The 20,189-nt window shown below is 40.2% G+C and carries 13 protein-coding genes; 1 reads left to right on the forward strand and 12 read right to left on the reverse strand.

The window, feature by feature from the left end; genetic code table 11:
• Positions 1-3: 3 nt before the first annotated feature.
• The 5 genes from KQP79_RS13625 to KQP79_RS13645 are packed head-to-tail and all read right to left on the reverse strand — an operon-like array spanning position 4 to position 9,737.
• A complete protein-coding gene (locus KQP79_RS13625; RefSeq protein ID WP_061448539.1) occupies positions 4-2,718 on the reverse strand; it encodes a DUF4458 domain-containing protein in 2,715 nt (904 codons plus the stop codon).
• 10 nt (positions 2,719-2,728) lie between these two features.
• Positions 2,729-4,303, reverse strand: a complete 1,575-nt coding sequence (locus KQP79_RS13630; protein WP_195310584.1) for a DUF5003 domain-containing protein — start codon at positions 4,301-4,303, stop codon at positions 2,729-2,731.
• A gap of 21 nt (positions 4,304-4,324) precedes the next feature.
• A complete protein-coding gene (locus KQP79_RS13635) occupies positions 4,325-5,230 on the reverse strand; it encodes a DUF4984 domain-containing protein (RefSeq protein ID WP_195310585.1) in 906 nt (301 codons plus the stop codon).
• 17 nt (positions 5,231-5,247) lie between these two features.
• On the reverse strand, positions 5,248-6,783 hold the full coding sequence (locus tag KQP79_RS13640) for a RagB/SusD family nutrient uptake outer membrane protein (protein ID WP_061448536.1): 1,536 nt from the start codon (positions 6,781-6,783) through the stop codon (positions 5,248-5,250).
• A 17-nt stretch (positions 6,784-6,800) separates the two neighbouring features.
• On the reverse strand, positions 6,801-9,737 hold the full coding sequence (locus tag KQP79_RS13645; RefSeq protein WP_061448535.1) for a SusC/RagA family TonB-linked outer membrane protein: 2,937 nt from the start codon (positions 9,735-9,737) through the stop codon (positions 6,801-6,803).
• Positions 9,738-10,388: 651 nt separating this feature from the next.
• Here KQP79_RS13645 and KQP79_RS13650 point away from each other — a divergent pair.
• Complete coding sequence (locus tag KQP79_RS13650; RefSeq protein ID WP_032843760.1) at positions 10,389-12,314, forward strand: NAD(+) synthase; 1,926 nt, start codon at positions 10,389-10,391, stop codon at positions 12,312-12,314.
• A gap of 117 nt (positions 12,315-12,431) precedes the next feature.
• On the opposite strand, the gene KQP79_RS13655 is transcribed toward KQP79_RS13650, so the two are convergent.
• The 7 genes from KQP79_RS13655 to KQP79_RS13685 form a co-directional block, all read right to left on the reverse strand.
• Positions 12,432-12,992, reverse strand: coding sequence for a dual specificity protein phosphatase family protein (locus KQP79_RS13655; protein WP_061448565.1), 561 nt, complete (start codon positions 12,990-12,992; stop codon positions 12,432-12,434).
• Between the two features lie 29 nt (positions 12,993-13,021).
• Positions 13,022-14,146, reverse strand: a complete 1,125-nt coding sequence (hisB, locus tag KQP79_RS13660) for a bifunctional histidinol-phosphatase/imidazoleglycerol-phosphate dehydratase HisB (RefSeq protein ID WP_061448534.1) — start codon at positions 14,144-14,146, stop codon at positions 13,022-13,024.
• A 3-nt stretch (positions 14,147-14,149) separates the two neighbouring features.
• The gene (gene hisC, locus KQP79_RS13665; RefSeq protein ID WP_061448563.1) at positions 14,150-15,247 is read right to left on the reverse strand and encodes a histidinol-phosphate transaminase; all 1,098 of its coding nucleotides are present in this window, start codon (positions 15,245-15,247) and stop codon (positions 14,150-14,152) included.
• Positions 15,207-16,496, reverse strand: coding sequence for a histidinol dehydrogenase (hisD, locus tag KQP79_RS13670; protein WP_008648347.1), 1,290 nt, complete (start codon positions 16,494-16,496; stop codon positions 15,207-15,209). The genes hisC and hisD overlap by 41 nt, the downstream gene beginning before the upstream one ends.
• A 41-nt stretch (positions 16,497-16,537) precedes the next feature.
• On the reverse strand, positions 16,538-17,389 hold the full coding sequence (hisG, locus tag KQP79_RS13675) for an ATP phosphoribosyltransferase (protein WP_004296908.1): 852 nt from the start codon (positions 17,387-17,389) through the stop codon (positions 16,538-16,540).
• Positions 17,390-17,647: 258 nt separating this feature from the next.
• Positions 17,648-18,139 carry a PaaI family thioesterase gene (locus tag KQP79_RS13680; protein ID WP_004296910.1) on the reverse strand — a complete coding sequence of 164 codons (492 nt, stop codon included), beginning with the start codon at positions 18,137-18,139 and terminating at the stop codon, positions 17,648-17,650.
• Between the two features lie 73 nt (positions 18,140-18,212).
• Positions 18,213-20,117 carry a fimbrillin family protein gene (locus KQP79_RS13685; protein WP_264386642.1) on the reverse strand — a complete coding sequence of 635 codons (1,905 nt, stop codon included), beginning with the start codon at positions 20,115-20,117 and terminating at the stop codon, positions 18,213-18,215.
• Positions 20,118-20,189 lie beyond the last annotated feature (72 nt).

The following is a 20,189-nucleotide window of genomic DNA, read 5'->3' on the forward strand; positions in this document are numbered from 1 at the left end:
TTATTATCGTTCAATATCCAAAGCATCACAACCACGAATATCCTGTGTCTTATCATATATAAGCGCATACATACCTGCTTCAATATAAGGACATACGCTTGTCACATCAATAGATATATTGGGATTGTCTGCAATATCTAAAATCCAAAGTTTCGAAGTCAGCGTTTCGGTTACTTTACGGATGTCATTCGAACCGATTTGCAATTGAATCAAACTCGGACAAGTAGTAATACCTGTAGGCCATTCACGCAAAATACGGTTACCTTCTGCATCACGCTGGTGGCGGATACCAAAAGCTTGCAACTGACTACTGTTCAGCGGCTGCGTCGGAAATTTAGAAAAACAGTTGAAGCCGACATCCATATTACTCAAGTAAGGTAAAGTGGTCGCCCGGAAATCATCGGACAAACTTGTGAGTTTATTAAAACGCAAGTCTATAGTAGTCAGCAGATACGTATTCTTATAATTACCCTCTTTCGGTTTCAGTGAATATTCCGGAATCGATGTCATCTTATTATTGCTCAGATCAATAGTAGAAATAGGAGATCCTGACGCAAACAATTCTGTCGGGAATTTCTCTATCTGATTATAGGATAAGGTAATCGTACTGGCATTGATACCCTTGAACTCACTCATTCCACATTTTATATTTTTACCTTCCGAACCAATTTCATTGTATGAGAAATCTACAGAACCCATTACATAAACCGATTTGGCATTGAATATATTCGGAATATACTTTAACTTGTTATGTGAAAATCCCAAGCCTTCCACCTGATCGGTAAACGCACAGAAATCATCCGGAATTTCTTCTATCTGATTGTAATCCAGCTTAAGAGTTGTCAGTTTGACTTCCGTACCGAAAGGATTCAGTGTGCTGATATTATTGTGAATACAATCCAGCAAACCAAGCTTTACCATCTTCTTCAACGACTCGTGTGGCGGGAATGCTTCCAGATTGTTGTATCCCATATATAAGATCTGAATCTTCGGACCTGTATCTTCATCGTCCGCCAATTTTTGCCAATCAGCCAATATATCGTCAGGTTTAATACCTCTGTTGCAAGCAATATTAAGCAACTGTAAATCCGGAAGATCAAATATAAATTCCGGAAGACGGGTCATATTAGGACAATTATACAGTTCCACATCTGTCAATGACTCCATTTTGCTCCAGCTCAGATCCTCATTCATATATTGTTTGGCATATTCGGAATCCTCTTTTGCCCACTTGGTTGCGATGTCATCTTGAGTGAAAGGCGAATTGGCAAAAAACAGCGTCTGCAATTTAGTCAATCGCATAATAGCTTTCGATACAAACGTAATATCGTTAGTAAAAGTTCCTATTTGTGTATCCTTCAATGTAATACGACTGTTTTTCTTGATAGGTTTCATTTTCGGATTCCTATTGATAGCATCTTGTATAAGTTCCGACATATTCAGACGCGGGTCGTAATCAAGGAATGTTCTCTTATAATGCATACGTATCCGCTGTTTCTGTTCCTCACTCATATCTGGAGTCAGTTCGTCTTCACCAAACTTTCTTCCGCTCAGCGTTTCGCTATGTGTACCGAAAGACAATGTTCTCAGTTCTGTTAACTGTCCGATAGCATCAGGAACAAAGCCTTTGGCTCCGAAGCCGGCGACTGAAAGTCCGGTAACGCGCCCGTTACTATCCAAATCAACACCGGGCTGGTCGCCCCACATGTCCATTTCTTTATTGAAGTTCCAATTTGAGCTGTGCACAGAATTATCTACTGAACCTCCATAATATTTCCAATTTTCACCACCTAAAGCTTTCCAAATTTCTTTCAGTGCTATATAGTCCTTGATATACTCTGCAGTTTCCTTCAATTGGATAGGCACATTAGCATCTTCTGTCAACTCATTATCTTTCACAACGAAAGGTTCGCCTCTGACGGGTTGCGTTTCCAGTTCCTTTTTTGTACTACCGCTTTTTGTGTAAGTGGTGTAAGCTACTACCTGATAAGTTCCGGCAGGAAGCCATACGGCAGAGTCGCAGGTCGCTACACCTATATCCATATACTTGTTATCAGGATTACCAGAAATCTCATTCTTTTTAGAATCTTCTTTATAGGTGACTTTCATATCTTTCAGTTCAGTAGTGACCCTATTGAAGGTATTCATCACTGTGACATTGATAAAGCGAATATCACTAAACAGATATTCACCAGCAGCACGAGTAGCCGGAAGCCATTCTTTTGTCAATTTGAAAGTTACAGTTCCGCGAGACACGGCATCTACCGCTAATGCTTTTTCCTGAAGTCCGCCACCAACAACAACGAACTCATTATCATCTCCACCAGGACCAGCCAACAACACTATATCCTGTTTGTCATACAGATAATAACCGATAACTTTATAAGTACCGACAACTAACTGCAATTTTTCACTACGCATACCATATTCTGCATTATTTTCATTGTATGCGTTCAAAGGTAAAGTCTGCGAAACGGTTGTACCGTTATGCTCCATTACCACCTTTATCTTCTGTGCACTCGACAACGATTCAAGTTTGTCTGTCGCACGAGTAGTTGCTCCTTCAAACGACGCGCTTTTGAAAAGTCGGAACTGCACATAACCATACTGGCTTTGCAGTGCTTCATCATCGTCGGAACAACCAGTTACCAACCCTATCGTCAGTATACTGACGATAAGGGGTAAGAGGTATATTGAGTATAATTTATGTAGATTCATTTAATCTATATTATTCATTTGGAGTAATAATCAAAACTTTAACATTCATATAATTTTGTTTGAAACAAACATGAATTTCTTGTTCTAATGGCTCATCATTAAAAAATGTAATTTCTTTTTCCAATGGTTCCATATATTGACTTGTAACATTAACATCACCTATCCATATCTGAACAGTCCAATCTATCTCATAACTCCCCATAAACGGATCAATAGTTAGAGCATGTCCGCTTGAATCTGGTTGCTTTAATATATAAACATCCTCGATACCATAACCATAGTCATTATCTGCTTTAGTACAAGTTGCTTCTTGCAAAGCCCATTCTGCATCATAATATGTTATTTTAAATGCCTTATTATCTGGCTCTTCTTTCACTTCTTTTTGAGTAAATCCAACTAAAAGATTGTTCTGTTCATACTTATAAGCTATTTCTCCATTTACAACAATAGCTTCCTCTAGATTATCTTTTATATTTTCATATTCAGCACGTGAAAATGCAAGAACATATCCCATTCTTTCATCAGGGTCACCATTCATTGCGTTAGGAATATATTCATCAATAGTTAAATTCAATTTTCCTCCATCCTTTTCACAATGTATCCATTCATAAGTAAAGAAATCAAAATCGGAACCTTTAAGATGGATATTACCGTCCCATCCCTCACTTAAAAATACGATTTCAAAATCATCTTCCAGAGTCTTGACAGTAAATGGCATTCTTTTGTGTAGTGTTACTTCACCCGTACTACCACCTGTACTTTTCTGGGTAAATGTCTTTCCATCCATTGATACAACCCAATCCGATGCATAGCTTGAAGGACGAGTCAACTCCATCATTCCCGGCGTCATGCCATCATAAACCACTTTGAAAGTTTTGAATGACCTTCCCTCTTCATCAGCGAATGTGATCACATTTTCTTCACTAGCCTGAACCGGATACTTTTCACGAACCTCGTTTTCGATGATTTTCAAACCGCCTTTCACTTTCTGATTCACTGCACCAACAAGAGAACCACCTTCCAATTCTACCCAACCCGGCAGATTCGTTGCTGCAAAGCGGAAGTTAGCTTTTACATCAAAACGAACAAAATCTCTATATCCGACTTTAAGTATTCCTTGTTCAGTGATATCAATTCCATCTGCATCGTATATCTTCAATTCATAATCTACTTTCGAGCGGGTCACTTCACCAATTACAATCGTCTGACCCCCCATCGTCAATTCCAATTTAGCTACGCTAACGTTGCCCGCCTGCATATTATCGTCAGTAACCAGAAGAGTCACTGTCTGCGTACCGGCTGTTCCGGACAGGACAAATTCTTCCATGTCATCTGCCTTGAACTTACACCAAATGGCAGAAGAAGCCAAACTCCAGTTCGTATTAGCCGTAAAAGTGAACTCCCTTGTATCATTAGAGTTGCAAATGATGTTCTGTTTTTCCGGGAATATCGGAGTCACTGCATCATCATCGTCGTCCGAACATGCCGCAAGGCAGAAAGCCATAAGTAAGCCAATAAAGAGCCAACTCTTGCATAATGTCTTCATGCACGAATCTCCTAGTGGTTTTAAACTAAACTTTTTCATATCTTTATCTATTGCTATTTTTTAATATCCTTGTTCTTTTAATTTTTCAGCTTCCGCTTCGCTTATCCACTCGAGTACATTGACAAATGTTCCTACCGTACCGTAGTATGAGCCGTCTTTATTATTCACACTCATCGTAACATACTGCAAAATAAAATTCTCATTTGTACTATAGAACGAAGTATAAGCTGTAGGCTGATTTAACCGTAACTTGCCATCGCCATGAATCGTATTGAATGCCTCTCCGGTAGAGCCACAAATCTGTTCTTCCATTTCTACGAGAGGTTCCAAAACATCTTTCCGGTTGAACTTTATCTCCATATCGTAACCGTCAAAATAAAGATCATGGACTACAATCGTGTTTTCTTTACCTTCCACAATATCAGAAGTCACTAATCGCAAATCTACTTTCTTCGGATAGTAATCGGAAGACAAATAGCTGGAAGTCACTTTGCAATAGCCCTTAAAGTTTTTGATATCAAACGGACAAATCTTTTGCATCACAACCTTTGCCTCGTTCTTGTATAAACTCCATTGTTCAGTATCAGGGATTACCAACCGCAAAGCGAATCCTAGCGAATCAGTAATACCTATATTCTTATAAAGACCTTGTACCTTAACATCAGTACTCATCTCGCCGGCTTTTATAGTAACGGTATTCGACAAGATTTTGTAGTGCTTTCCTTCAACAGCATTACTCTCCTTATCTATGACTTCGACACCAAAAGTGCGGTCATAGTCGGCAGGCACAGTGGCAGAAACAGGCACATTGAATATCTCATTGGTTTCTTGCACGGCATAAGTATAAAGCGTGTCAGAAAACATAAGATAATTGGGTCCGCTGTACACCACCTTGTCCTGATCGCATCCGGAGAAAGCTATCAGAGCAGCAACGGCTGCCATACATCCTATTAATAATTTCTTCATTATCGTATGTTTTAATCTTATTTATTACTTTCATTCGGTTCTATTTGCGAGCCGGGAGCGTCTAGTTCGTGCTGCGGAATAGGCCATACAAATAAAGGATCGTCTGCTTCTACCTTCAATCTATCGCCAGTTGACAAAGACTGGTCTTGCGGCTTGCGCTCGAAACCTTTGTGCCAACGTTTCAAATCATGAAGACGGAAACCTTCCATATAAAGCTCTTTCACGCGTTCGGACTCGATAACCTCCATTGCATTAGCCTCGCTCATGGGAGTTGATCCACCATAAGAGGAATATCGTGCAGTACGCAGTGTCGTAATATCTTTTCCCGCACGGCCATAGTCCGGCTGTTCCTTTTTCACGTAAGCCTCAGCGCGTATCAGATATTGTTCTGACAGACGCAAAACTTTAGGCATGGAAACATGAAGAATATTAGCAGCTATGAAATCTTGATTACCGGCATACTTAATCAGCAAAGGCCAAGAAAGATGATGGCTAAAACTAGTTGTATGCGATTCGAAGAAAGTAGAGGCACGTAAATCATTCATATCATAAGCATTGAGCACCCAAGTAGCCGGGACATAGTCCGGGCGATAATTCACATGGTCGTAATTTAAGAAAATCAATCCCAGTTTGCCTCCATAAGAATTGACGGTGAAGCCCACTTTCCAAATAGCTTCTGTAGCCATGTCGTTTGTCCACATATACTTATAATAGCTGACTCCGGAGGAAATTGCACGAGTGCAACTAGCCAACAGATAATATCCGCTATCTATCACTTTACTGGAATATTTGATGGCTTCATCCCACTTCTTCATATAAAGAGCAACACGTGCACGCAAAGCGTATACAGTATATTCGTTGAAGTAAGTAGCATTGTTAAATAAAGCCACATCTACAGACGGATCATAGTCTTTATCCAACTCCAACAACTTAGCAGCCCGGTCAAGATCTTCAAGAATAAACTCATAAGAAGCTTTCAACGAAGAACGTTTCATTTCTTCGTCGCCTTGATAATGTTTCGTCAGGATAACCCCTAGCTGATTAGCAGCATCTTCATCACTTTCGTAGGCTTTACAGAAAAGCTTTACCAATTCCGAGTAAGCAAGTGCGCGGGCAAAATAAGCTTCACCACAATACTGGTCAAGCTTGTCCAAATCATTATCATCGGTTGTATTGTTTCTCACTCCGTCTACACGATCGAGCATGAAGTTACAACGATTGATCACATCGTAAAGTCCGGCATAAACAGCCTCGATACTTGTATTTGTTGCCAGAATGTCTTTCCAGCGCCAGATATCTCCGTATGTATTCGTATTTCCGTTGATCCCATACACAAGATCGGTCTGCAAATCAGGAAGTATCGTGAGATTACCGGAATACAGAGCACTATTCTTGAATGCGTCGTAAATACCGATAACTGCCAGATTTACATCATCCACCGTCTGAATGGCATCATCAAAAGGAATAGAGTCTTCCGGCATCTTATCCAAACAGGAAGTGGCGGAAAGAGCCACAGCAGCCATCAGGATATATAATTTAAATTTCTTAATCATCTTTCTTTATTATACTATTAGAATGAAATGTCAATACCCAAAGTAAACTGACGTGAAGCCGGGTACTGTGCCCTATATACATTAGATGCCACTTCCGGATCAAGTCCTGTAAAACCTGTCCAAGTAAACAAATTCTGTCCCTGCAAATAGACACGTGCTGACGTGAAGAAATGAGTTTTATTCAACAATGATTGCGGAAGCGCATAAGCCAGTGTCAGGTTCTTTAAACGAAGGAATGATGAGTTCTCAAGAAAACGGTCGTCCAGTTGAGCTGTCACTCCGTAACGGGGAATATCCGTAATGTCACCCGGTTTTTTCCAACGATCATACAATAGTCTTCTTGATTGATTGTAAGCACTATACAGTCCGTTACTTTCTTCGAAGAAGCGGTCATTATTCATCACATATCTTTTAGCCATCCAGCTGAACTGGGCCGATAATGAAAGCCCTTTCCACATCAGGGTTGTGCCGAAGCCGCCTGCCCAGGGGGAGTCGAAGGTTTTACCGGTCATTACTTTGTCTTCTTCACGGTATTCTGTTGTCAGTTCTCCGTCAGCAGTGTACCACAAAGCATCACCATTAGCCGGATTCACTCCTGCATAACGGTTCATGTAGTATTCATGAACAGGATGTCCTACTACGTATTTCAATCCGGTAGTGGAATTTACATATTCTTCCACACCATTATAAAGTTCCAATAGTTTATTCTTATTATAAGATACGTTTGCGCTCAGATTCCAAGTGAAGTATTTTGTACGGATCACATCTCCGTCCATTGCAATTTCCACTCCTCGATTCATCATAGCACCAATGTTGTCCCACCGATTACCGACACCGGTAATAGCATACGATTGAGGAACTAACATTAACATATTAGTCGTCTTTTTATGATAAAAATCGACGTTCAAATTGACTCTATTGAAAAAGCCCAAAGTCAAACCGATATTGTTTGCCCAAGTTTGCTCCCAGCTTAATTCTTCGTTCCCGCTTTGTTTGGGATATATACCAGCTTCATCATTATAGTTGGCATCACCGGCAACCAGTGCCAGATGATCATAGTAAGGAATTTCCGAGTTTCCGGACGTACCTGTACTTAACTTAATCTGTGCATTCGTGAGCCATTCTATTTCTTTCAGGAAAGCCTCGTTCTTGATATTCCACATAAAACCTAACGACCAGAACATTCCCCAACGGTGGTCTTTACCAAAACGGGAAGAAGCGTCTGTACGTGCAGCAACTTCCGCATAATATAACTCTTTATAGTTATACTCTCCACGAAAGAAAAAAGACAGGTATGCATAAGCACTATTTGAGTCCGGCCACGAGATAGCACGAGTTCCGGAAAGCAGGTTGGTTAGACGGTCATTGTTCTGTCCTTGTGTAGTTACCTGAAATCCGGTCGAACGATAGTCTATACCTTCTTGTCCCAGCAAAAAATTCAATGAATGATTATCATTCAAAGCCCATCGGTAATTGGCTGTAAGAGTTTCACTCAAACTAAGAATATCCGATGAACTACGCCCGGCTTTACCTGATTTATTATTAATTATATAACTTGGGAAAGATTGCATGAAAGCTGTAGAATGTGCATAATCTGCAGCAAACTGTGCACGAATGGTTAAATCCCGAATCGGAGTAACTTCCGCGAAGATAGTAGACAGCAATTTGTATTTTTCATATTTTACAGGATTGTTCGCCATCCATTCTATCGGGTTCTGTCCGGTTCCTGTCCAAGTTCCATCGTTTTCGGAAGCCAAAGAGCCGTCAGCATTATAAGGATTCCAGTAAGGCAACATAAAACGCGAACCGGAAATAGGTGTATAAAGTGCCGGTTCTCCCTCTTCAGCCTGTGCTATTTCTTCGTATGCCATCATCGTATTAGTACCTATTTTCAGCCAGTTGCTAGCTTTCACTTCCGCATTAGCACGCATATTATAACGACGAAAATTAGAGCTCTGGGCAATACCTTCCTGATCATAGAATCCTCCGGAAACAAAATAATTCAAACGGTCGGTAGCACGATTAACAGACAATTCATAACTCTGCAAAGGAGCGCGGTCATTGAATACTTCATCCAGCCAATTTACATCCGTACGAGACAACAAGTTATAATCCTTTCCCGTATCTAAACCGATTTCTTTTTCAAACTGGATACGTTCCGGAGTATTCATCACTACCCAATTGTCGTCTGAAGCCAATTGTGAAAAACCCCATTGCGCACGCATGGTTACTTTCGCCTTGTCAATCGCCAAACCACGTTTGGAAGTGATTACTACCACACCGTTCGCTGCACGGGCACCGTAAATAGAGGTGGATGAAGCATCTTTCAACACAGAGATAGACTCTATATCGCCCGGACTGATTGTATTAAAATCAGCACTGGAAATAGGCACACCATCCAAAATAAATAACGGAGATGTACCCGAATTGATAGAATTGGTACCTCGAAGCTGGAAAACAGCCGCCTTACTTGGTTCCCCCGAATTAGAGATTACCGTTAACCCGGGGGTCTGTCCCTGCAATGATTGGTCGAAACCGGCCGCAGGTACATTTTCCATTTTTTCTGCCTTTACAGTAGATACGGCACCGGCAATCGTTCCTTTCTTACGTGTACCATAGGCAACGACCACCACTTCCTCTACCATCTGCGCATCGCTCTCCATCTTCAAATCAATACGAGTGGCAGCAGACACCTGCTTTTCCATCGTTTTCATTCCAATGTAAGAAAACTGCAAAATAGCGGGGGATTTCGTCACTGTGATACTGTAATTACCATTCATATCGGTAATTACTCCGTTCGTCGTACCCTTCTCCAAAACAGACACACCAATCATCGGCTGATTATCTTCCGCCGAAATAATGTGTCCCGTTACCTGATATCCACCCTGCGCAAAAAGCAACAGGGGGATACTTGTCAGAGTAAAGAGTACAAACAAGAGAATTGATTTTCTCATCTTTGATACTTGAATTAAAATTAATGAAATTGATTTATTTTTATAGATTTATCTACAATTAGGAATACGCTTATCTTCGCATATGGAATAGTAATACACTCCTTCCCCAAAATCGGCTTTAAGCATATTCTGCACCGACCCGGGATAGGCTATTATTATCTATAAATATAGAATAGGAATAGACTAACTTGGCAAATTCTTAATATTGCGCCAAATATCCAAATAATTTTTTCGTGTTACTGCTGTGTGAATTAAACGTATGACCATCTGCTCTCTTAAGTTATAAATTAAACACTAATATCACTTGTTCTGTTTAGGTGTTATATACTTCCAATATCGTTCTTTTTCGGGTACAAATATATATATTATATTTAAATAAAAGAAACAATATGTCGCATATTTTATACCATATTTCCACTTATATCTTTTTGCTATATATTTAAGCATATATTACTCATTTAAGAAACAAATACACAATATATTTCAATATAAACCTAACATTAACAACCATTTTGATAGTTATTTTAATTGTTTAAACAACAATGCCATATCTCACACAAAATAGCTTATCGAGAGGATTCAATGCAGAAAAGATAAATATTCAAAAGTATTTCCTATTTTTGCACCCATTATATATAAATAAGGTATAAGATGAACTACGGATTTGTAAAAGTAGCTGCAGCCGTGCCACACGTAAAAGTGGCTGACTGTAAATTCAATGTAGAGAAGATAGAAAGTCTGATTGCAGTGGCTGAAGGAAAAGGAGTGCAGATCATTATTTTCCCGGAAATGAGTATCACAGGATATACGTGTGGCGACCTGTTCGGACAACAACTTTTGCTGGAAGAAGCAGAAATGGGGCTGATGCAAATTCTGAATAACACTCGCCAATTAGACATCATTTCTATTGTTGGTATGCCTGTCGGTGTCAATTCGACAGTAATCAATGCAGCCGTAGTGATTCAGAAAGGGAAAGTGTTGGGAGTTGCCGCCAAGACCTATCTGCCGAATTATAAAGAATTCTACGAACAGCGCTGGTTTACTTCGGCGCTTCAGTTGACAACAAATAGTGTACGTCTCTGTGGACAAATCGTTCCGATAGGTTCTAATCTGCTTTTTGAGACTTCAGATACGACTTTTGGCATCGAGATATGCGAGGACCTTTGGTCTACTATACCTCCCAGTTCTTCGTTGGCACTGCAAGGTGCAGAAATTCTTTTCAATATGTCTGCTGATAATGAAGGTATTGGAAAGAATAATTATCTTTGTTCTCTCATCAGCCAACAATCTGCACGTTGTATTGCCGGATATGTATTCTCGTCTTGTGGCTTTGGAGAATCTACTACCGATGTAGTTTTTGCCGGCAACGGGTTCATTTATGAAAACGGTTCACTGCTTGCACACAGCGAACGTTTCAGCATGAAAGAACAGCTGATTATCAGCGAAATTGATGTGGAACGTATCCGGGCAGAACGCAGGATAAATACAACCTTTGCAGCTAATCAAGCAAACTTAGGGGATAAAAAGGCGGTTTCTATTGCGACTGAATTTGTCAACAGCAAAGAGCTAACCTTAACCCGGAAGTTTAATTCTCATCCTTTTGTACCGCAAGGAATAGAGCTAAATGAACATTGTGAAGAAGTGTTCTCCATACAGGTAGCGGGATTGGCACAAAGGCTTGTCCATACAGGAGCTAAAACTGCTGTAATCGGTATCTCTGGCGGGTTGGATTCAACACTGGCATTACTTGTATGTGTGAAGACTTTTGATAAGTTGGGATTGTCCAGAAAGGATATTCTCGGCATTACGATGCCAGGATTCGGAACGACCGACCGTACTTATCATAATGCCATCGATCTAATGAAATCGCTGGGTATCTCTATTCGTGAAATCAGTATCAAAGATGCTTGCATTCAACATTTTAAGGATATAGACCATAATATTAATGTACACGATGTCACATACGAAAATTCTCAAGCACGCGAACGTACACAAATATTGATGGATGTGGCGAACCAGACTTGGGGAATGGTTATCGGTACAGGAGATTTATCAGAACTTGCACTAGGATGGGCAACATATAATGGCGATCATATGTCCATGTATGGAGTGAATGCGAGTGTCCCTAAAACTCTCGTAAAATACTTGGTACAATGGGTGGCAGTAAATGGCATGGATGAAAATTCGAAAGCGACTTTACTCGATATTGTAGATACTCCCATCAGTCCGGAACTGATTCCGGCAGATGAAAACGGAGAAATTAAACAGAAAACAGAAGATTTGGTGGGTCCTTATGAACTACATGACTTCTTCCTATATTATTTCTTACGTTTCGGTTTCCGGCCTTCCAAGATATTCTATCTGGCAAATATTGCATTCAAAGATATGTATGATGAAAAAACCATCAAGAAATGGCTTTCTACCTTCTTCCGTCGTTTCTTTAATCAACAGTTCAAGCGTTCTTGCTTGCCGGACGGTCCTAAAGTAGGAAGTATTTCTATCAGCCCGAGAGGAGATTGGAGAATGCCGAGCGATGCCAGTTCAGCCATGTGGCTTAAAGAAATAGAGGCCTTGTAAAGACGTCCTATCAATAGGCTTGTGCCACCGCATTGGCACAACTGTGCCAGCATGATGGCATGGTTGTGACAATACGGTGGCACAGCTGTGACAGAGCGATGGTAAAGATATGGCATATTATAACTCTCCACCTTCCATTACTTCTTTTCTTATTTGCTCCACATTTGCTTCCTTGATTCTTCTAATAATATTCTTATAAATTCGATGAAAGCCATAGCCTCCTTCAGCCATTTCATGGATTGCATCTTCTTTTGAAACATTCTGAAAAATGATACGATAAAACGCACAAACAGCCCCTGTACGGTCAGAGCCGTGGTGACAATGGAAAACAATAGACGCTTTACGATTTTTAATAATGCGTAATGCCTGTATCAATTGCTTTTCACTAATCGAATGTGCTTTAGTTTTTACCCGGTGAAGTTTTATACTTGTTCCTTTTGCTTCGTCATCATCACTATGTCTGTTTCGTAGATTAAGTACTTCTCCAATACCATACTTTTCTAAAGCTTTAAAGCCCTCTTTTGAAGGTTGCTCCGAACGATATACGCCCGAATCTATTTGATACAAATTTGTCAAATCACTATCAGACAGAATAATCTTATCCGCTTTCAGATTTTGACCGAAAAGAGAGACGGATAAGACTATCGCCAATAAGCATAGTGGGATTTGCTTTTGCATAAGCAATATGGATATGATTCTAAAAAACATTAAAGCACACCCTTACTAGATGGAAGTTCAAAATGATAGATATCTCTTTTAATTGCCATTTTCAAAGCACGGGCAAGGGCTTTAAAAATTCCTTCTATCTTATGATGTTCATTCTGTCCTTCCGCTTTGATGTTCAAATTCATCTTTGCCGCGTCACTTAGTGACTTAAAGAAATGAAGGAACATTTCCGTCGGCATCTCTCCTATCTTCTCACGCTTGAATTCAGCATCCCAAACTAACCAGGGACGACCACCGAAGTCCAGACAAACCTGACAAAGACAATCATCCATCGGTAAGGCATAGCCATAACGTTCAATCCCTCGTTTGCTACCTAAAGCCTGATAGATACATTCGCCCAATGCAATGGCGGTATCTTCGATCGTATGATGTTCATCTACTTCCAAATCTCCTTTTACACGGATGGTCAAGTCCATGCCGGAATGTTTTCCAATCTGCTCAAGCATGTGATCGAAAAAGCCAAGACCGGTAGAAATGTCACAAGTTCCATTTCCATCCAGATTCAAAGCAACATAAATATCTGTTTCTTTTGTAGTACGACGTACTTCCGCTTTCCGTTCTCCGGCAAAAAGGAATTCGGCTATCCGGTCCCAGTCAGTAGTTGCAAGAGCACAGACTTCTTCTAATCCTTTTTCTTTCAAAGCGTCGGTCGAGTCTTGCAAATAAATTGCCCGGCAACCCAGATTTTTAGCAAGTTCCACATCCGTAGGACGATCACCTATCACAAAACTTCCGGTAAGATCATAATCGGGACTATTTAAATACTTCGTCAACATTCCCGTACGTGGTTTGCGGGTAGGTGCATTATCTTCAGGGAAGCTACGGTCTATCAGAATTTCATCAAAAGTAATCCCCTCTCCTGCCAATGTTTTAAGCATCAGATTATGAGCAGGCCAAAATGTCTCCTCCGGAAAAGAAGATGTACCCAATCCGTCTTGATTGGTGACCATCACAAATTCAAAGTCAAGTTTACTACGGATGAAACCCAAATTACGGAATACCTTCGGATAGAATTCCAGTTTTTCCAATGAATCGAGCTGATAATCAATGGGAGGTTCGATTACCAACGTGCCATCTCTATCGATAAATAATACTTTCTTCTTCATAAATTATCCTTGATAGTTTTTAAGGGCGGCCAGTAGGGTATTATTTTCTACACGGGTACCGACAGTTACACGCAAACAGTTGCAACAAAGTGAAATATTATGACGATTACGCACTATGATTCCTTCACTGACCAAATAGTTGTATATCTTCACAGCATCTGTCACTTTAGCCAAAAAGAAGTTGGCGTCAGAAGGAAACAATTTGATGGTACATGGAAGTTTTTCAAATTCCGCTTCCAGATAATCACGCTCTTCCTTCAACGTTTTCACCCAACGTTCTATCTCATAGTGCTTATGCAACATAGAAATAGCTTGTTGTTGAGTCAACTGATTGACATTATAGGGATATTTGATTTTACTAAGAATGTCTATAATTTCTTTGGAAGCAAAAGCCATTCCCAAGCGAATTGCAGCACATCCCCAAGCCTTGGAGAATGTTTGGAATACGACAAGGTTGGGATATTTATCCAGCTCTTCGAGGAAAGACGGAGCCTGGGAAAAATCATTGTAAGCCTCATCCAACATCACCAATCCTTCGAACTGACAAAGTACCTTTACAATTTCAGAACGAAGCAAATCATTACCTGTCGGGTTATTAGGCGAGCAAAGGAAAATCAATTTAGTGTGTTCGTCGGTAGCCGCCAGCAGTTTATTGGCAGAGAACTGGAAGTCATCATCCAGTAATACTTTCCGATATTCCACATTGTTCACATCGGCACAAACCTGATACATACCATAAGTAGGGTCGATGGCTACGACATTATCTTTTCCCGGTTCGCAGAATGCACGAAAAACCAAGTCGATGGCTTCATCGCTACCGTTTCCAAGAAAAATATGCTCGGGGGATACTTTTTTGATTTTCGACAACAACGTCTTCAGTTCGCACTGCATAGGATCCGGATAGCGGTTATGAGGTGTATTGTAGGGGTTTTCGTTTGCATCCAGGAAAACAGAGGCTGTAACTCCTTTATATTCATCTCGTGCCGAAGAGTAGGGTTTTAATTTCCAGATATTCGGTCGGGTTAGTTCTTGTAACGTTTTCACTTCTTTAAGTTTTAAATTATAAATTTTGAATTGCTTTGAGACGAACTGTGACGGCATTTTTATGTGCATCCAGCTGTTCATTAGCCGCCATCTCTTCAATAGCAGGACCGATAGCTTTTATTCCTTCCGGGAGAATTTCCTGAAATGTAATCTTACGGATAAAACTATCCAGACTTACACCACTATAGGCTTTGGCATAACCGTTGGTCGGCAGGGTGTGATTCGTTCCGGAAGCATAGTCGCCGGCACTCTCGGGAGTTAATGAACCTAAGAAGACAGAACCTGCATTTATCACACGTTCGGCCACTTCCATATAGTTCTCCGTTTCTATGATTAGATGTTCCGGAGCATACGCGTTAGTCAGTTCCAATGCTTCATCCAGATCCTTCACTAAAATCAATTTACTATTCTCCAGTGATTTCGCCGCAATTTCACGACGGGGAAGTTCTGCTAATTGACGCTCCACTTCTTCCATCACCTCTGTTTGAAGTTTCTCGGAAGTGGTAATCAATATAGCCTGGCTATCTATTCCGTGCTCTGCCTGTGACAAAAGATCTGCTGCTACAAAAACCGGATTGGCAGATGCATCAGCCAAGACTTCCACTTCTGAAGGACCGGCAGGCATATCAATAGCTACATCACGCAGGCTTACCAACTGTTTGGCAGCTGTCACATATTGATTGCCGGGGCCAAATATCTTATATACTTTGGGTACACTCTCCGTTCCATAGGCCATAGCGGCAATAGCCTGCACACCACCAGCCTTGAATATTTTGCTGACACCTGCCAGTTGCGCAGCAAAAAGGATAGCCGGATGAATATTTCCATTTTTATCGGGAGGCGTACAAAGTACGATTTCCTTGCATCCTGCAATTTTAGCCGGAACAGCCAACATTAATACAGTTGAGAAAAGCGGTGCTGTTCCACCCGGAATATATAAGCCGACCTTTTCGATTCCCACTGATTTTTGCCAGCAAGTTACCCCATTCATTGTCTCTACCTTCTTCCCGACAAAACGCTGGGAAGAGTGGAATGTTTCAATGTTTTGTTTAGCTAAAGAAATGGCAGCCTTTAGTTCATCGTTTACTAATGTCCCGGCGGCTTGAACCTCTTCAGGAGTCACAGCAAGTGCGGACAAGGTTACTTTATCAAAAGCAGCCTCATATTCCAATACTGCTTTATCGCCTTCTGTCCTTACCTTATTTATAATAGAACGAACAGTATCGAACAAACTTTCCGTATTTAGTGCCGGACGTTTCAAAAGTTCTGTCCATTGCTCTTTTGAGGGATATTTAATCAATTTCATGGTTCATATTTTATCAGGAACGAATTTTCGTTCCTATCTATTTATACAATCATCTTTTCAATCGGCAGTACCAAAATACCTTCTGCTCCCAGTCCTTTCAATTTTCCGATAATTTCCCAAAAACGTTTTTCATCAAGTACTGTATGAACAGAACACCAGCCTTCCTGTGCCAATGGCATCACTGTAGGACTCTTCATACCGGGCAATACAGCTATGATTTCTTCCAGTTTGTCTTTTGGAGCATTCATCAATACATATTTTTTATCTTCAGCTGTTTTTACTGCGTTCATACGGAACAGCAATTCTTCGAGCACTTCTTTTTTCTCTTCGCTCATGTTCTTGTTGCCAATCAACAATGCTTCCGACTTCATTACAACTTCCACTTCTTTCAAGCGGTTGCTGACCAAAGTAGAACCGGAACTTACAATATCAAAAATGGCATCAGCCAATCCAATACCCGGAGACACCTCTACCGAACCGGTTATCACATGTATTTCGGCATTTACGCTATTTTTTTTCAGGAAGTTACGAAGAATAACCGGATAAGAGGTAGCAATCTTCTTGCCTTCAAACCATGACAAACCGGGATATTCAATATCCTTCGGCATAGCCAGTGACAGACGACATTTGCTGAATCCCAGACGTTTGACAATTTCCGCATCTTCCTCCTTTTCCATAAACTCGTTCTCACCAACAATTCCCAAATCAGCTACCCCGGTAGCTACCGTTTGCGGAATATCATCATCACGAAGAAATAGAACTTCGATAGGAAAGTTAGAAGACTGTACCAACAAGGTACGTTTAGTAGTGCTTAACTTGATATCTGACTCTTCTAAAAGTGCCATTGTCTCTTCGAAGAGACGTCCTTTGGCTTGTACTGCGATTCTTAACATGACTTTATTTAATTACTAATTATTAATTACAAATACAATCTGCGTTGAAAAACAAAAAAGGCTTACCGCATTCGGTAAGCCTTCGTTATCGTTTATATAGTTATACACAATATCATCCACGCCCACCGATTATTCGTTAGGAAAATGATGATGATGATGTGTAGCTGTATATTTCATATTTCTTTTATTAACTGCGACAAAAGTAAAGTATTTGTTTGATACTACCAAACATTTATCACAAAAACTTAAGTTTTTATTTCAAATTAATGGTAATATCTCTTCCGATTCTACATCACATTTCGAAAAATGCATTTCATCTTTCGACTTTTCTTTCGAGAAAGTAAAGTAAGTACAAACTGATTCTGTACAGACTTCTCCATCCTTATTATATAACTTTGCTTCAACAATAACGATGTTCCGCTTTACCTCTTTAATAGACGCGCGTAATACGATATGAGAATCTTTGGTATCAATCGATTTTCGGTAACGAGTTTCCATCTTCGACGTCACCCCCGTAGTTTGTAGTTTACGAAGTATAACCCAGGCACAGATTTCATCCATCAAGACAGCTTGAATACCGCCATGCAAGGTATCAATCCAGCCTTGATATTCGGGACGTGGTTTCCAAATGCTTACCACTTCGTCACCATCTTCGTAAAATTCCATTTTTAATCCGGCTTCATTATTGGAAGCACAACCAAAGCAGTTGTACCCTTCCAAACCTTTCCAGGGATTTATTATCTTCTTCATAGTTCTCTCTTTTAGTTAGTTTTACTTCCCAAATATAAGCAATTTATGGAAAAGAGAAGCCTTTTTCGTCGATTTACTTTCTGATGCAACGAATGGCAAAGGCTTTTGTATCAACACCTGCATTAGATTCTTCAATGATATCCGTATCACTTTTCAGATAGAAAACCTTGATATCGATAGCGGTATTTGCATTATCCAGTGTCCAATATGCCAGATGTTTTTTCTCGTAATCAGTTTGAAAAGCCCCCACATACATTCCTACAGGTATTCCATTAAAACCGGATAAATTAGTTGCAGGCTGTACCTGTTCTCCCGCTTTCAAAGGTAACCAAGTACCTGATTTCAGCAAAGAAGCCTCTCCATTCAGATAGTCTTTTAAAATGTTCCAGTCTTTCCAATCCGGTATACTCCAATGAATAGGTAGAATTTTATTAGAAAGTACTACATTAGCTGTATAAAAATAGTGTTCCGTAGTAGATTGCAGATATCCGACAACATTCGCTGTCACTGCATCCAGTCTGGGAAGTGCTTCACCGCCAACATACGAAGATGCCTCCAGATTATCCCGCATCCAATATTGTGTTCCAATCTTCACTAACGGATAATTATGAATGATTCCTCCACGTACATCACGAACGATATCTTCCAAAACCAAAACAGATAGTACGTCATCTGCTGTCGTAACAGATAAAGAAACGGTTCCGTTTGCCATCACATATACATTATTACGAATCGGCAAAGTTCCGTCAACATAGGCCAATGAGTAATCTTCCATATTCCATGATACGCTTCCTCCATTCACTTTTCCGGATTTCCCTAGCAACTGTGCTACAACACCTTGAGATAAGTCCACACTACCATCTTTTTTCATCGGATAGGCAACGATTGCCTGCGAAGAAAATTCCGGAGTAACAAGATACTCCTTACATATTTCAGCTACTTGCTTTCCCGAATGTAACACTTTATACACATTCGACTTTTCAAAAGTTAACTTCGAAACATCTATGTATTTATGAAGCGTGACTGATTCTGTATGATCTATTTCGGTTCCGTCCCAATCTCCGATTTCCCCATTCACTTTGCTCATTAATACATCTTCGGCTGATACAAACTTTATTTCCAATTCGCGCTGCTTTCCACTTTTTAATTGTAAAGTAGATGGTAATGGGCTTATATATAGCTTTCCTGCAGCTTCCAACGTTATGTATTGGTATCCCGGAGTCGCCTCCTGCGGTATCAAAATAAATTCCTTTCCTATCAGTCGTCCGTCTTTTATCTCCCATTCTCCTGCAGGAATAATATCTTTCTCTTCGGAATAACCAGAGAAAGTCTTTTTCTGAAAATCATAACTTGTTTTAGTATAAAAGCCACTCACCGAAAGCGTAGGCTTAACGGATAACATATCTTCCAAATTCTCCCCCTCTCCAGGAATAAGAACAATTTTCAGACGAAAAAACTGATGATTATAGGTCAGAGCGACCGCCTCCTTACTGGCTAAGACCTCTTCTTTAGAAGCAATTAGGAAATCAGAATGTGAATAATCGTCAGGAATATTTTGAGTCGTTGAAACCGCCACCTGCATGGTGCTCTCCCCTATCCCCACGCCACTCTTTTGATAAGGATAATAACTGATTAAATTCAATGTAACTCCATCATCCGGATAGTATACCGACTCGTTAGATTCAAACTCACCATTGGATGAACGTATGAAATGAAGATTATCCACATAACGTTCTTCTTGCATTGTAGTGGTTCCGGCAAGAGCAAACAGACCGACTTCATCCCCTTCAGCAAAGTTATTATTTGCCATACGGGTACCAACTGATTCACGAATATCGGCAATAAATTTCAATGGAATATCTCCATTATTAACACTATCCTCCTCTTCCTCCGAAATATGGTTCACACAAGCACTAAGCAAGATAGTACAAAAAACAAGTAAACCCACGCCCCTTTGTAGGTTATAAAATAAACAGATAGCTAAAAAGTAAATTTGAGAAAAGCGTAGCGATTCAACTGAAAGAGTGGTCGTTACGCTTTTGCTTTTGAT

It is taken from the genome of Bacteroides sp. DH3716P (genome assembly GCF_025914115.1).
Classification (GTDB): domain Bacteria; phylum Bacteroidota; class Bacteroidia; order Bacteroidales; family Bacteroidaceae; genus Bacteroides; species Bacteroides ovatus.

Bases quoted from the DNA above. Each gene is read 5' to 3' on its own strand.
- KQP79_RS13630 (WP_195310584.1), bottom strand. From the start codon at position 4,303: ATGAAAAAGTTTAGTTTAAAACCACTAGGAGATTCGTGCATGAAGACA.
- hisC (WP_061448563.1), bottom strand. From the start codon at position 15,247: ATGCCGTCACAGTTCGTCTCAAAGCAATTCAAAATTTATAATTTAAAA.
- KQP79_RS13645 (WP_061448535.1), bottom strand. From the start codon at position 9,737: ATGAGAAAATCAATTCTCTTGTTTGTACTCTTTACTCTGACAAGTATC.
- KQP79_RS13680 (WP_004296910.1), bottom strand. From the start codon at position 18,139: ATGAAGAAGATAATAAATCCCTGGAAAGGTTTGGAAGGGTACAACTGC.
- KQP79_RS13625 (WP_061448539.1), bottom strand. From the start codon at position 2,718: ATGAATCTACATAAATTATACTCAATATACCTCTTACCCCTTATCGTC.
- KQP79_RS13655 (WP_061448565.1), bottom strand. From the start codon at position 12,992: ATGCAAAAGCAAATCCCACTATGCTTATTGGCGATAGTCTTATCCGTC.
- hisG (WP_004296908.1), bottom strand. From the start codon at position 17,389: ATGTTAAGAATCGCAGTACAAGCCAAAGGACGTCTCTTCGAAGAGACA.
- KQP79_RS13650 (WP_032843760.1), top strand. From the start codon at position 10,389: ATGAACTACGGATTTGTAAAAGTAGCTGCAGCCGTGCCACACGTAAAA.
- KQP79_RS13635 (WP_195310585.1), bottom strand. From the start codon at position 5,230: ATGAAGAAATTATTAATAGGATGTATGGCAGCCGTTGCTGCTCTGATA.
- hisB (WP_061448534.1), bottom strand. From the start codon at position 14,146: ATGAAGAAGAAAGTATTATTTATCGATAGAGATGGCACGTTGGTAATC.
- hisD (WP_008648347.1), bottom strand. From the start codon at position 16,496: ATGAAATTGATTAAATATCCCTCAAAAGAGCAATGGACAGAACTTTTG.
- KQP79_RS13640 (WP_061448536.1), bottom strand. From the start codon at position 6,783: ATGATTAAGAAATTTAAATTATATATCCTGATGGCTGCTGTGGCTCTT.